General features: G+C 69.5%; 10 protein-coding genes. 8 read left to right on the top strand and 2 right to left on the bottom strand.

Features of this window, described 5'->3' with window-relative positions:
* Nucleotides 1-104 precede the first annotated feature (104 nt).
* Nucleotides 105-2,534, top strand: a complete 2,430-nt coding sequence (locus ACVTJA_RS28940) for a WD40 repeat domain-containing protein (RefSeq protein WP_465824445.1) — start codon at nt 105-107, stop codon at nt 2,532-2,534.
* Nucleotides 2,535-2,543: 9 nt separating this feature from the next.
* Here the strand turns inward: ACVTJA_RS28940 and ACVTJA_RS28945 are convergent, their stop codons facing one another.
* A complete protein-coding gene (locus ACVTJA_RS28945) occupies nt 2,544-2,816 on the bottom strand; it encodes a hypothetical protein (protein ID WP_465824447.1) in 273 nt (90 codons plus the stop codon).
* Here ACVTJA_RS28945 and ACVTJA_RS28950 point away from each other — a divergent pair, their 5' ends adjacent.
* On the top strand, nt 2,817-3,212 hold the full coding sequence (locus ACVTJA_RS28950) for a hypothetical protein (RefSeq protein WP_465824448.1): 396 nt from the start codon (nt 2,817-2,819) through the stop codon (nt 3,210-3,212).
* Here ACVTJA_RS28950 and ACVTJA_RS28955 read toward each other — a convergent pair whose 3' ends face one another.
* Nucleotides 3,213-4,646: a serine/threonine protein kinase gene (locus ACVTJA_RS28955; protein ID WP_465824450.1), complete on the bottom strand. Its 1,434-nt coding sequence runs from the start codon at nt 4,644-4,646 to the stop codon at nt 3,213-3,215.
* A gap of 336 nt (nt 4,647-4,982) precedes the next feature.
* Here ACVTJA_RS28955 and ACVTJA_RS28960 point away from each other — a divergent pair, with 336 nt between their 5' ends.
* The 6 genes from ACVTJA_RS28960 to ACVTJA_RS28985 all read left to right on the top strand — a co-directional run bounded on the left by ACVTJA_RS28960 (nt 4,983) and on the right by ACVTJA_RS28985 (nt 14,140).
* Nucleotides 4,983-5,906 (top strand): GNAT family N-acetyltransferase, encoded by a 924-nt coding sequence (locus ACVTJA_RS28960; RefSeq protein ID WP_465824451.1) that lies wholly within the window; start codon nt 4,983-4,985, stop codon nt 5,904-5,906.
* 30 nt (nt 5,907-5,936) lie between these two features.
* Nucleotides 5,937-6,746, top strand: coding sequence for an SDR family oxidoreductase (locus ACVTJA_RS28965; protein WP_465824452.1), 810 nt, complete (start codon nt 5,937-5,939; stop codon nt 6,744-6,746).
* Between the two features lie 367 nt (nt 6,747-7,113).
* Nucleotides 7,114-9,615, top strand: coding sequence for a hypothetical protein (locus ACVTJA_RS28970; protein ID WP_465824454.1), 2,502 nt, complete (start codon nt 7,114-7,116; stop codon nt 9,613-9,615).
* Nucleotides 9,616-9,659: 44 nt separating this feature from the next.
* On the top strand, nt 9,660-9,965 hold the full coding sequence (locus tag ACVTJA_RS28975) for a hypothetical protein (protein ID WP_465824455.1): 306 nt from the start codon (nt 9,660-9,662) through the stop codon (nt 9,963-9,965).
* Between the two features lie 352 nt (nt 9,966-10,317).
* Nucleotides 10,318-11,037, top strand: coding sequence for a DUF2652 domain-containing protein (locus ACVTJA_RS28980; RefSeq protein WP_465824458.1), 720 nt, complete (start codon nt 10,318-10,320; stop codon nt 11,035-11,037).
* A gap of 190 nt (nt 11,038-11,227) precedes the next feature.
* The gene (locus ACVTJA_RS28985) at nt 11,228-14,140 is read left to right on the top strand and encodes a hypothetical protein (RefSeq protein ID WP_465824459.1); all 2,913 of its coding nucleotides are present in this window, start codon (nt 11,228-11,230) and stop codon (nt 14,138-14,140) included.
* The last annotated feature ends 90 nt before the right edge of the window (nt 14,141-14,230 follow it).

Here is a 14,230-nt window from a genome sequence, read left to right on the forward strand (position 1 = left end):
AACCCCACCCGGCTGTAGCGCGGAACGCTACTCTGGCGGTCGCCGCACCCTCCCACGCGTGACGGCCCACGATGTAGCCTCGCGCCTGACACCCCGCGCCGCTCATGACCGACGAAGCCCTGACCCTCTCCTCCCTCGCTGACTTCTCCACCCTCGAGCGGCTCTTGAAGGAGCAGGGGCTGGACGCGCTCCAGGCCGCGCTCGACCCGCTGGGAACCAGGACGGTTCGCGTCATCCAGCGAGCCCTCTCGCTCGACGCGGAGTTCCTGCGCGCGCATCCGGAGTCACTCTTCCAGTGCCTCTACAACCGCCTGCGCTGGTTCGATGCGCCCGATGCCGCGGAGCATTTCGTCCCCGGCTCCATGGGCCCCTGGAGCGACCCGCAGGCCCAGGTGTGGCAGCTCGCGAACCACTGGCGCCGGCAATGGGAGGCCCGGGGTGACGCGGCGTGGGTGGAGTCCCTGCGACCCCTCCCCGGGCCGCTGGAGGGCAACGACCAGTTCTTCTCGCACGGCGCCCAGGTGCTGTGCACCGCCTACAGCCCCTCCGGGGCGTGGCTGGCGACGGGGACGTGGGAGGACTCGGAGAACGTGCACGTCTGGGACGTGGCCACCGGGACGCGCCTCCAGACGATGGAGGGACATGAGGGCGAGGTGCGGAGCGTCGCGTGGAGCCCTGATGGCACGCGGCTGGCGTCTGGCTCCCGAGACCACGACGCACGCATCTGGGATGTCGAAACGGGCGCCCTCCTGCACGCGTTGACGGGCCAGGAGGGACAGGTGACCTCGGTGGCCTTCAGCCCGGATGGCAGGTGGCTCGCCACCGCGAACCTCGGGTGGCGCGTCCGGCTGTTCGACGTGGCCACGGGCCAGGTGGTCCGCACACTCAAGGGGCATGAGCAGTCCGTGCTGAGCGTGGCCTTCCATCCGTCGGGCCGCTGGCTGGCCTCGGGGGCATCGGACAACACCGCGCGCATCTGGGACCTGGAGACAGGCGCGCAGGTTGCCCGAATCCCCACCCAGACCCACGTGTCCTCGGTGGCCTTCAGCCCGGACGGGGAATGGCTCGCGCTGAGCGACCTGGACGGCATCGTCCGGGTGGAGACGCGGGATTGGAAGCGCATGCCCGGCGAGTGCGGACAAGCCCCCTACTCGCACGTCTCCTGGATCGGCAACTCGAGGCTGGGCGCACTCACCTTCAACCGCGCGGAAGTCCTGGACGCCCGGAGCGGCGACGTGCTGGCCACCCGCTCCTATCTGAGCGATGGACGCCAGCGCGGCGCGGCCTTCCACCCGGATGGGAAGCGCTTCGCCCTGACGGCGGCGGACGGAAGGCTGCTCGTCGGCGACGTGGACGCGGTCCCCTCCCCCACGCTGCTGGCCGAGCAGGACCGCGTGCGGAGCCTGTGGGGGCACGCCGAAGGGGCGCGTGGCGTCGCACGGCTGAAGGAGGCGACCTGGAGCATCGATTCGGAGGGGCGCGCGGACACCTTGCCGCAAGAGTATCGGGAAGCCCCCTTGCAGCCATGGCGGCTCAGTCCGGATGGCGCCATCCTGGCGTGCCCCCTGATGCATCTGGGCGAGCGGCCCTACCGGCCGGGCATCCAGCTCATCGACGCGCGAAGCCGCGAGCCCGTGCGCGTCCTGTCGGCCCCGCCGAAGGACATCCCTCCCGGGGACAAGGGCGGCATCACGAGCACGCTGCCCATGGCCATCTCTCCCGATGGCCAGCTCCTCGCCGCGTCCCTCCTGAAAGGCGCGGTCCATGTCTGGCGCGTCTCCGACGGGGTCCTGCTCCACACGCTGCGAGCCCCACGCGAGCCCGCGGCGATGGTGGACTTCACGCCGGATGGCGGCTTCGTCGTGTCGGCCTACGAAGGCAGCTCGCGCATGTTGCTGCATGAGGTGCGAAGCGGGACGGTGGCCATCGACACCCAGGCGCTCGTGCACCCCGAGCCGGCCTACGCCGCGGCGGCCCAGGCGCCCTGCATCGCCGTGGGACAACACTCCGGAGACCTCCTGCTCTTCGATTTGCCCAAGGGCTCACACCGGAAGCTCCACGTGTCGGAGTCGCCGGTCATCGGCCTGGGCCTCTCCGCGAATGGCGCCATCGTGGCGGCGTGTTGCCAGGACCATCGGGTGCGTGTCTTCGACACGCGCACGGGCGGGCTCCTGCATGACCTCCCCCACCCCTCCCTGGCCTTCTCTGTGGCCGTCGGTGACGGAGTCATCGTCACGCAGGCCAACGACATGCGCACGCGCATCTTCGACCTCCACACGGGCGCGCTGCATGTCGCGCTGAACGGCGGCGCGACGCCCGAGGATGTCGTGCGCCGGCGGTATTGGGAGACGCTGGGAGACGAACCCGTCGCGTTCCACCGGCGGCTGGAGCTCACGCCCTGGGTCCACTTCCACGACACGATGGAGGAAACCCTCATCCTGCGGGACGGACTCGTCCTCGGACGTGGGCGCACCGAGCAGGACCTCCTGTACGTCCTGAAGCTCCACGACCCGGCCCCGCTCCCGCCCGGGTAGCAGGACCCGTCACGCGCGCAGCGGGAGGCCGGCGGACGACGTCTCCAATCGCACACGTCCGTCCACGAACTCCACCACGGCATGGCCATCCGGGGCGTCCGGGAGGTTGACGTGGAAGGTGCCGCGGTACCACCGGGCCCGCTCCTCGCCAGCCGGCCGCGCTGGCAGCCGTGCTCGCAGTTCCTCGGGGAGCGCTGCCGCGGCGGCGGAGAGCCGGGCAGCGGCCTCGGGTTGCTGGCGTATCGCGAAGTCGTCCCAGACGCACCCGTAGGGTGAACCCATGTGCCCCGAGACGGTGAGGTCCTCGACCACGAGGCCTTCGATGCCAACCGGCGGGGTGATTCCGCCCGAGCGCTCGCGCTGTATCGCTCGCTGCCGACCGAAGACGTGCATCCCTTCGCCAGCTATCGCCGGGATGCAGGAGTGGCGTTCGGCCTCCATCGTCAGGGCGCTCGGGACGAGGCACTCTGGATGGCGCAGCGGGCCGTCGAACATGCGGGCGATGGCGGGTACGTGCGTCTGCGGGTGATGGGCCTGCTGATGGTTGCTCGCATCCAGGGCGCACCGGACCATGAGGGCACGCTGGCCAGGGCCGCGGCCATCGCGAAGCGGCTTGCGGACCCGGAGCTGCTGGTCCGGGTCGAACGTGCGCGAGGCCGGATGGCCGAGGTGAGCTAGCTATGGGGCATCGCCCCCAGACGGCTCCGAGGGCCCCGAAGTGGGAGGGCGCGCCGGTCGGAAGACAGGGCCGTAACACGCACCTTTGTAAACGTAGAAGTTCAAGTTCGCGTCACAGTCCTCCAGGCTCACGGCCAGCTTCGTCCAGCATCCACCGTTGATGGGAATCAGTGCCCTGCCGGGACAGCGGCCCGCGGCATCTGCCCGTGCCTGTCCAGGGAGGGGCTTGGGCGGTATCTCCACAGAGACGGCAGCCCAAGCCGACGGGGCCCGAACGGGAGCCATCGAGACGGTCAGTGCGCCGTCTCCGACGGCCGCGGTGCCGCCATCCTTCGCCTCCTCAAATGCTGACGCCTGTACCTGCTGGGTGCCCTCACCGGGATGCGTGCTCAGCATCCACCCGGCTCCAATCGCCACGGCACCTCCCAGGCTGGCCGCGGTCAGCCAGCTGCCCCCTTGCTTCCGATGCATAACAGGCCGCCCGGCGCCCCTTGCCTCCACGGGCTCGGACTCCCCCTGGGCGAAGAGCGGCACATCCGCCTCCGGCCCCGCTCTTCTCGCGGTCTGCTCCAGAGCCTCGGCCAACTCGCGGGCACTTCCCCTCGCCTCGGGACTCACCAAGAGCATTCTCGACACGAGCTCGCTCAGCTCCGCGCAGCAGCGGACGTTGACGAGGTGTGGAGGCCGTGGGCCCGTCCCCTCCGGGCCCCAGATATGGGCTGTCTCGCCCGGCAGTGCCGGCGTGGGAGGGTACTCGTCGGTCACCAGCCGGTAGGCGGTCATCCCCAGTGCGAAGACATCATCCCCCGGGCCGGGGGCATAGGGACTGGCTGTCGGCTCAAAGGGGATGCGAATGGAGCCCCACGCCTCGGGCGAACGGTAGGGGGGCGTCCCGGGAGGAAACGGTGGCGACGTCAGCGTTGCTGCTCCCACGTAATGCCCGGAGCCGAAGTCGGTCAGGAAGACCCGGCCGTCCGCGGCGCTCACGAGCACATTGTCCCCTTTCACATCCCGGTGGACGCCGCCCGCGGCATGCGTGGCCTCCAGTGCCCGCGCGAGGCTGCCAAGAGCGCGGAGCACCTGCCGCGACGTGGGCCGCTGCACTCGCGCCCATTCATACAGCGGCAGGCCCTCGATCCACTCCATCGCGAGGTAGGGGTGAGCAATGCCTCCCGGTTGCAGCCAGGTTCCATGATCCACGAGGCGAGGGATGCGCGGGTGCCGGAGGCGAGAGAGCAGCTCCACCTCTCGCGCGAAGCGTGCATCTCCGGGGTACAAGGCCAGCTTGAGCGCCACGGGCCCGAGGACTCTCTCCACCCCGAGGGCGCGGTAGACGGCGCCATAAGCGCCCCAGCCTCGTCGTTCCAGCACATGCCATGGCCCGACCCGAGTACCTTGGGGCAGGCGTGCCGGATACAGTTGGCCAGGCTTCATGGATTGCTCCGCGAGGAGGAAGTGCGTTCGACGTGCGCGGCGAGCCTACTCGCTGCATCGTCACATGTCAGCGCAATCTCCAGAGTGGGGAGCGTGAGCAGCTCCATCGCCTCGGTACGTGTGGCGGCAACGAGGAGTCGTACAGGAATCAGCAGCGCTCTCTTGGTACCGGGTGTCGTCAACGCGCAAGCGCAGGTTCCAGGACGTTGTCGTAGCGCAATGACGTATGTAGTTCGTTGTCAATCGTGGCAAGCCACACGAACGAGGGAGCCCCGCTGCGGGCGCGGCGGTCATTGATAGAAGCAATGCCGTCGCGTTCACACAGAAGGAGGAGAAATGGGGCAGCACACAATCGAGGTCGTGCGGGATGATGCGGCCCTACGGCAATGGGTGTCAGTGGTGGATGCCGCGGACGTGTGGGGCGTGCCCTCGTTCGAGGATGCGCGCTACCTGCGCACGGCGACGATGGGGCGCGTGGACTACGTGCTGAAGCTGGACGGCGCCCCCGTGGGTGCCGCGTTCATCGAGCCGCCCACATCTGGAAGTGGTGGGACGTGCGCGGTGGCCGGCGTCTGGGTGCGCCGCGAGCATCGGCGGCGGGGGCTGGGCTCCGCGCTGTACCGTGCGCTGTCCGTCCACGCGCATGGGCTCGGCCTGACGGAGCTGGAGGTAGAGGCCTACGCATCCCAGGAGGACGCGCTGCGCTACCTCGTCCAGCGAGGCTACAGGGAAGCCTTCCGGCACACCGAGCTCGTCCTGGAGCTGGCGGGAATCTCCGCCCCCGAGGTGCGGCCCCCGGAGGGCGTGCGAATCATCCCGCGCACAGGCCGGGACGAACTGCTGCCGGGCATGTACCAGGTGGCGCTCGAGGCCGTCCCCGACATGCCCGTCGACCCGCCGGAGGAAGTGGGCACCTTCGAGGAGTGGCGTGCCTCCGACATCGACCGGCCCATCCACACGCCGGACCTGACCTTCGTCGCGCTCCACGACAATGAGGTGGTGGGCTACGCGGTGCTCCAGCGCGGCCAGCGTGGCGTCGCCTTCCACAGCCTCACCGGCGTCAAGCGCGCCTGGCGCGGAAGGGGCATCGCCAGCGCGCTCAAGCGGGCGCAGGTCGCTGGCGCCATCCACGCGGGCTTCGAGCGCATGGTGACCGAGAACGTCGTCGAGAACGCTCCCATCCGCCATCTCAACGAGGTGATGGGCTACCGGCCCCTCCCAGGCGCCATCGTCTTCAGAGGCCCACTGCTCGACGCCTGACGCTCGACGGAACAGGCGCTGGAGACGACAATGCGCCCCATGCAAGGGAAAACAATTGTCATCACGGGCGCCTCGGCGGGCATTGGCGAGGCGCTGGCGGTAGCGCTGGCCGTACGCGGCGCCAACCTGGTGCTGGCGGCGCGCAACGAGGAGGCGCTCCAACGCGTGAAGGCCCGCTGCGAGTCGGCGGGCGGGCGCGCGGTGGTGGTTCCCACGGACGTGGGCGACGCGGAGGCCTGCCGCTGCATGGTGGACCGCGCGGTGGAAGCCTTCGGAGGCATCGACGTGCTCGTCAACAACGCGGGCCTGACGATGGATGCGCGCGTGGATGAGGTGAAGGACCTCTCCCTCTTCGAGCGGCTGATGCGCATCAACTACCTGGGCGCGGTGTACTGCACCTACCACGCACTGCCCCACCTCAAGGCCCGGCGCGGGCTCGTGGTGGCCGTCTCATCGCTCACGGGCAAGACGGGGGTGCCCGGCCGCAGCGGCTATGCGGGCAGCAAGCACGCCATGCACGGCTTCTTCGATTCGCTGCGCATCGAGCTGCGTGGTACCGGCGTGGACGTGACGGTCATCTGCCCTGGCTTCGTCGCCACCGACATCCGCGCCAGCGCGCTGGGCGCGGACGGCCAGCCCCTGCGGCAGAGCAAGCACGACGAGAGCGAGGGCAACATGGACGTGGACACCTGCGTGGCCATCATCCTGCGCGCCATGGAGCGGCGCGAGCGCGAGGTGGTGATGACCGCCAAGGCCCGCGTGGCCCAGTTCCTCAAGCTGGTGGTCCCGGGCGTGGTGGACCGCATCGCCGCACGCACCATGCAGGACCGGCAGCGCTGACCCGCGCGGTCGTGGCTCGGTGTCCTCCGTCAGTCCTGCGCCATCTCACTGGCGGAGCGCACTCCAATACGCGCAAAACCCGGTACTTGTCGTTTGACCTGAGACGAATTCCTGCCTCGCAACACATGCGGGCAGGACGTCGATAACTCCATCAGCAGGTCAGGGGTGAGGGGGAAACACGCAGTCCGCTCCTGGCCGGCACCACACCGGGGACAGTGTCATGAGCGGCATCTCCAGCGTTTCTTCGTCATCCGTCAGCAGGTCCACTGAGTCCGACAACACTCAGGAAGCCGAAAACAAGCGGGAGGTCGAATTCAAGCCGCCCCCTCCCCCGCCGCCGCCTCCCGAGCCGCCTCCGGATACCTTCGTGCAGCCCAGGCCCGCGCGCCGGTTGGAGCTGACGGGGGCACCTCCTCCGCCGCCCGCCGCCGAGCCCGCGGCGTCCAACCTGCTCACCGAGGACATCCGCGACGGCGAGGCCAACTGCCTGGACAAGGTGGGTGACTGGCTCGCACTGGCGTCACCGGAGCTTCGCGCGCGCTCCGAGGTGCTGATACTGAGCGACAACCGCCCGGGCGCGGAGGGACAGGCGGGACACGCCGTCATCCGTCAGGGCAGCGGCATCTTCGACCCCAGCACCGGGCGCAGCTACCCCAGCCTCGAGGCCTTCAACGCGGACGGCCGCTACAGCGTCGCGGGGACGGTGTCGGGCCCGGCCATGCACCGCATCCTCTCCGCGCCGCCGGGCTCCGCCGAGCGCCAGGCTGCGCTCGCCCGCGCGGGCGTGGACCCGGCGCTGGCCGCGATGCAGGTCGCCGACAGCGCGCCGACGGTGAACGTGAGCCAGGCGTGGAACCTGCTCATGCAGGGCTACCGCGACTCGCGCTCGCTCACCGGGGCCGCCAACTTCGCGCTCGAGAAGGCCGCGGGCGACCCGAAGGTGCAGGCGCAGATCATCGACCTGCTCCAGGCGACACCGGCCAGCACGCTCGACAACGCGCTGGCGAGCAACTTCGCCTACGAGATTCAAGAGGCCGTGCCCAACCCGCCGCCGCGTCCGCCCTCCATCTCCTCGGTGGGCACCACCCGCGTGTCCGGCAGCGCATTGGAAGCCGTAGCCGGGCAGGCCAGCCCCGGGAAGCTGACGCCGGCGCTCGACGCCGCGGTGTCTCGGGGCCACCTGCTGAAGGCGGACCGGGACGTGCTCGTCTCGTACCTGGGGTCCACCGGCGCGGCCACCAACGCCCGCATCGACACCGCGGTGGCGGAGGTGCACTCGGCCGAGCAGGCGTACTCGGCCGCGCTGGAGCAGCGTGAGGCGCTGGAGAAGCAGCTCGCGTCGGACATCGCCTCGTTCGGGCCCTACCTCACCGAGGCGCAGCAGAAGAACTACATCTCCGAGTACCGGAAGCTCCACGCGAGCGAGTACGCCGGCTTCGACGCCAAGGCGAAGGCCCTCAACGACGTGCTGAAGCGCAACGAGCCCCTGCTGGAGCAGGGACTCCGGGGCCCCGAGGGCACGGCGCACGCGCAGGTGGTGTACGCCGCCTATGCCGCCGTGGCGCAGTCTCCGCACGCGGACACGGCGCTGGCCTGGGCGGCGAAGATGGAGCAGCCCGGCTCGGCCTTCGCGCCCTTCACGAGCGCCATGGACATGGCCACCGTCCGCTCGAATGCGATGTCGGGCTCGCTGGCCAGCTACATGGAGAAGAACCCCAACGCCACGGCGTCGCAGGCCGTGGACCACCTGCAGTCCGTGCTGACGAATGCCTACCTGGGCCAGCAGGCCGGCGGGGCCGCGGTGGACCTGCGCGCCAGCAACCTGCCGAAGAACTGGCAGGAGGGGCTGCGGGGGCTTCGCCAGCTCGTCGCCGGCAACACGCAGGGCGGACTGAAGACGCTGGCCGCGCTGGAGGCGGGCTCGTCGCCGAAGTGGTCGGGGGCGTTCGCCGCGGCGGGCGTCTTCATCGGTCTGGCGCAGCTCAAGCACTCGGCGGACAACGGCGACGCGCTGGGCACCGCCTGGGCCGCGGCCTTCACCGGCCAGCAGTTCACCAGCGCGGTCAGCTCGGCGCTGACGGCGGCGAACCGCGCGGGCGGCGTGGCGACGGTGGCCGGACGCGTGGCGGGTGGCTTCGGCGCCATCGCCGCGGCGCTCGACATCTTCGTGCAGGCCAATGAAATCCGCGCCGGCCAGGGCAACGCCGGCACGGGGCTCTCCATCGCCGGAGACCTCATGGGGCTGGCGGGCGGCCTGATGATTGCCGCGGGCTCCACGGGCGTGGGCATCCCGCTCGCCGCCGTCGGCGCGGCCGTGTACATCATCGGCGAGCTGGTGAGCGCGGGCATCGTGGCGCGCCAGGAGTTCGAGCGGCAGGAGCAGCTCCGCCAGGACCAGCGCACCGTGCTGGGGAAGATTGGCGCCAACGTGGACCAACTGATGAACCTGGCGAAGTACACGACGCCGGAGCAGGTCGACGAGCTCGTGAAGACGACGGGCTGGTCGCGCGACCAGGTGCTCCAGCTCGGGACGACCTTCCCCGAGTTCTTCGGGAGCACCGGGGCGCTGCAGCAGCTCAACAAGGTGGCGGACGACTTCGGGCTGACGCCCGACCAGCGCTACAAGATGCTCGTCGCCATTGGCCAGACGGGCAATCCCAACGACACGGGCAGCTCGTGGGCGTTGCAGCGCTTCGCCAACGCGGTGAACGGGTTCCCCAACAACACCGCGGGCATCAAGATTCCCCCGGGGCTCAACCGCGAGCAGCAGTGGGTGTATTACCTGCGGGAGCTCGGCAACGCGCTGGGCTCGTATGACGGCCTGGGGCTCCGCAATGCCGCGTCCTACCTGACGCCCCACGCCTCCTGACGCCGGTGGGCGCCACTACAACGCGGGCACCGGCCAGCTCCCCCTTGCCCCTGAACAGGCGCGTCTTCACCTGCCATGCGCTCGCGGCCGACTTCTTGGCGGTGACGAGCAGCGTGTCGATGGAGACCTTCGCCACGCTGTCCGCCTGGGAGTCCACCGAGTGTCGCCGCACCGTGGAGACGTCCGAGGCCCATACGCCCAGGCTGAACCACTTCGTCCAGGTGCCGCTCACCTGCACGCGGATGAAGGTCTCCACCCAGGTGCCCGCGGGAGTCGCCGCCTCCCAGGAGGCAATGGCCTCGCGGAAGCCGAAGGCGCTGCTGATGATGGGGCTGGTGGCCTCGCCCTGAACGAACGAGCCGCCGTTGTAATACGTGCCCCCGTAGTAGCCGCCCGGCCCGTAGGGGTCAGTGCCGGCCCAGGCCTGGCCCGGGAGGAGCTGCAGGGTGCCATCGGCCGCCCTGCTCACGCCGCTGAGCTGCCATGAGAGGAAGTCGCCCCGGCTCGCCGCCCAGCGGGTGGAGGCGCTCTGGCCCGCCAGGGCCAGCGCGGGTGCGAGTGCGAGTGCGATGAACAGCGTGAGTACGGCGGACCTGGACTTCCGCATGGCGCCTCCGGGGATGTTCATGTCTGCCATTCTTGGCTTTTTTGCCTTCCGGAAGCAGCCCCCTGTTGAAGCCCAGAAACCGCTAACCTGGGGGCATGGCCATCCAGCGCTCCATCCTGCTCATCGCGGACATCGGTGGATACACCCGCTTCATGCGGACCCACCGCATGTCGCTCGCCCACGCGCAGGAGATGGTGGCGGCGCTGCTCGAGGCCGTCATCGACGCGTCCAGGCCGCTCAAGCTGGCGAAGCTGGAGGGGGACGCCGCGTTCCTCTACAGCCCGCTCGAGAGCGAGGCGCAGCTCACCTCCGTGGGGCGCACGGTGGCGGGCATCCGCCGCGCGTTCCTGGCCCGGCAGCAGGAGATTGCGATCAACCGGCTGTGCTCCTGTCACGGGTGCATGGGGGTCGACAGCCTCAACCTCAAGTTCGTCGCCCACGTGGGAGAGGTCGCCTTCCAGAAGGTGAAGCGCCACACGGAGCTGGCGGGCTTGGACGTCATCCTCGTGCACCGCATGTTGAAGAACGAGGTGCCCGCCCGGGAGTACCTGCTGATGACGGACGAGCTGCTGCGGAACCTGGAGCCAGCCCTCAGCCAGTCCGTGCGCTCCCTCCTTCACGACTTCGAGGGCATCGGCCCGACGCAGACGCACTACCTCGACCTCGCGGAGGCAGCCGCCGCCCTGCCGCCTGCCCCGCGCAAGAGCCTGGCCGCGCGCTGGTGGGAGCGCATCGTGATGAACGTGAAGCTGCTCCCCTACTACCTCGGGTTGAAGGAGCCCTGCCGGGACTTCCACAACGTCGAGAAGGGCTGAGCGTCGCTCGACTGCCGCGCACCGAGGGGCGGCCCGCTGTCCAAAGACAGACACAGCCTCCTGCCCGGATTGACCCCGCTCGCCGCGGGCGTCGAGATCCGACACGCGCCCATGCGTGTCATGGCCCTCCTGGATTCTCAGCCCCCGCCGCGGCCGGCGCGTGCCGAAGTGCTCATCCAGGAGGCTCGTCATGTCTGTCAGGAAGCCTGGCGCCCATTGGCGCATTCTGCCGATGCTGGCGGTGCTCGCCCTCACCGGCTGTGGACCGCTTCACCTGATGCAGGTGAACATCCCCAACGGAGGAAGGGCTGTCTCCGTCGCCATCCACCCCACCAACGCGGACCGCATGGTCGTCGCCTCGGAGAGTGGTGGCCTCTTCCGAAGCACGAACCGGGGCACCGACTGGACGCATGTCAGCGGGAGCACCACGTTCGGCTTCACGGACCTGCTCTACCTGCCCGCCAACCCGGACATCGTCCTCGCCACGGCCCAGGCGGACATGCGGACCGTCAGCGGCGGCGGCGTCTGGCGGAGCACCGACGGCGGTGGAAGCTGGAGCAAGGCGGCGATGACGCCTCCCACGGCCGAATGCACCAACAACCTCACCGCCTATTCCCTCGCGGTGGAGCCGACGTCCGGCAGGGCCTGGGCGGGAACGAGCTGCGGAGTGGCCTTCAGCGATGACCTGGGCGCCACCTGGCAGCACCTGCCTCCCGCGCCGGGCTATGACAATGACCGGACGTTCGCGGTCCTGGCCCCGGCGGCGAACCAGCTCAAGATCCTCACCGACGCGGGAGTGAAGGTCTCCACGAATGGCGGCGGCTCCTGGTCCCTCTCCAACGCGGGGCTTCCGGCCACCATCGTCAAGGGCGTGCACAACCAGCTGGCTGTCTCCCCGCTGAACACCAACCACCTGTACTGGGCATTCAACCACTGGACCTGGAATGCCGCGGCGTCGCGGTGGGACGGCAACATCGCGCTCTACCGCTCCACGGACAATGGCGCCTCGTGGTCCAGCGTGCTGGACGTCGGAGGCATCAACCGGCCGCCGTTCGTGAAGGCGACGCAGTCACCGGATGGAAGCCACTACACGCTGTACTTCGCGAGTGGGGGCTGCTCCTTCCAGCGCGTGCAGGTGACCCACGGCGCCACGCCTTCGATTGCCACATGGGCGACGCTCACCGTGGACCACTGCGACCATGCGGACCTGGGCTTCGACACGGACCGGAGCACGCCGCTGCTGCTGGCGACGGACGGTGGGCTCCACAAGACGACGGACGGTGGGCTCACGTGGACCTTCACCGGGGCCGCGGGCAAGGGCTACGCGGCGCTGCAGATTACGGAGGTGACGGGACAGGTGGCCTCGAGCGGCCCCGACACGGACCTGTACTTCGCGACCCAGGACAATGACATCTGGGCGTCCAGTGACAACGGCACCACCTGGTCCGGGAGGATCTGCTGCGAGGGCTTCTTCCTGAACGTCTGGAGGGAGCCGCTGCCCGTCGCCGACACCCGGCTGACGGGAGTGACGTGCGCGGGCTGCGGCAACTTCACCTCCGGCCCCGTACTGGCGGGGGCGACGGGCTTTCCGAATCCGCCGAACGACGCCGGCAACCCTCGGCTGTTGAAGCCCGGCTACTACATCCAGAACACCGCGGTGACGGGAGTGCCGGCCAGCATCTTCAACCTGACGCCGGACAACGGCACCACGTGGGCGCCGCGCTACGGCTTCCCGGAGGAGGTCCGGGACCTCTCGAAGACGGCGGGCGGCAGCACGGCCCCCATCGTCTTCACGGCGGTCCGGAGGCCCGGCAGCACCCCGGACGGACAGGAGATGGTCGGCATCAAGCGCATCGTCGACGTGACGGCCTCGGGCGCTCCCGTCCTCTCTGACGTAACGGGGTTCGGCAGCCTCGGAATCTTCGCGACGATGTTCGCCTGGTACAAACCCTTTGGCGTCAACCCGCGGAACCCCAACCACCTCATCGTCCCCGACATCATCGATGACGTGGTGAAGACCTCGACCAACGGAGGCATGACGTGGACTCCGGACGCGGCGCTCACTTCGTTGATTACGGAAGGGGGCAGTCTCAGGTTCCGTCAGGGCCCCTTCACCCAGCTCACCACCGTCGGCTTCAACCCGGTGTGCCCGGGCCATGTGCTCGTGGGCACGCTGCAGGCGGGCATCTTCGAGTCGCTCGACAACGGCGCGAGCTGGCACAAGGTGTCCGGCTCGGAAGTCGTCCCCAACGTGTCCACCTTCTTCTTCCCCGAGGAGGGAAAGGCCATCGCCTCGTCCTACGGCCGGGGCCTGTGGCGGATTGATTCCGACTGCAAGAGCATCCACCTCCCCCCACCCATCATCGTCGCGGAGGAGCCGGTGATTCGCTGGATGGGCGTGTACATCCCCATCCGGCAGATCAAGAACCCGGACGCCTGTCCCGTCTGTAATTGGTTCCTGATGGAGGGTGGCCGCATCCTCGACTACGCCGTCAACGCGCAGAGCGGCCGCATCGAGGAGGTGCGCATCAGCGGCGGGAAGCTGAGAGGCTTCACGTGGCAAGGCAAGGAGGTGGAAGCACCGTTCCGCGTCACCACGGCCAAGGGGGCGGTTCGAGAGGAGAGCGGAAACTTCGCCGGGGACGAGGAGCTCACAGCCCTGCTGCGCGAGGGCAAGGTGCAGGCCAAGGGACTGCTGGTGGACCAGGACCTGCCCAAGGGCATCGTGCTGGCCCGCGAGGACGTCAGCGTGCAGCAGCTCCCGCAGCGAGAGGCCGAGCCACCGCGCATCCAGGTCGACCTCGCGCGCGCGGGGCTCGGGGGCGTTCCGGTGGGCACGGCGGGCCCCATCGTCATCCGGGGCCAGGGTTTCGCGCCGGACGTGCCGCTGGAAATCCTCCTCGACGGACAGAAGGTCCAACTCGACAAGCCGCCGCGCCCCGATGAGCGCGGTGGCTTCACCGTCTCCATCTCCCCGGTGCTGGGCATCGGCGGCCACACGCTCCTGGTGCGGCAACAGGCGGAGCGCCGCACCGTGCAGGAGGCCTTCTCCTTCAACGTGACGGTTCAGGACTTCCCGAAGGGAGAGCGCGAGCGTCCGTGAAGAGCGGCGGCGCTGCTCCGGTCCCCTCGCTACGTGCGCGGGCGGCCGGGCGGGCCGGCCCTGGAACGGACTCCAAGCGCGAGCAGGTGG

The organism is Pyxidicoccus sp. M6, assembly GCF_055568925.1.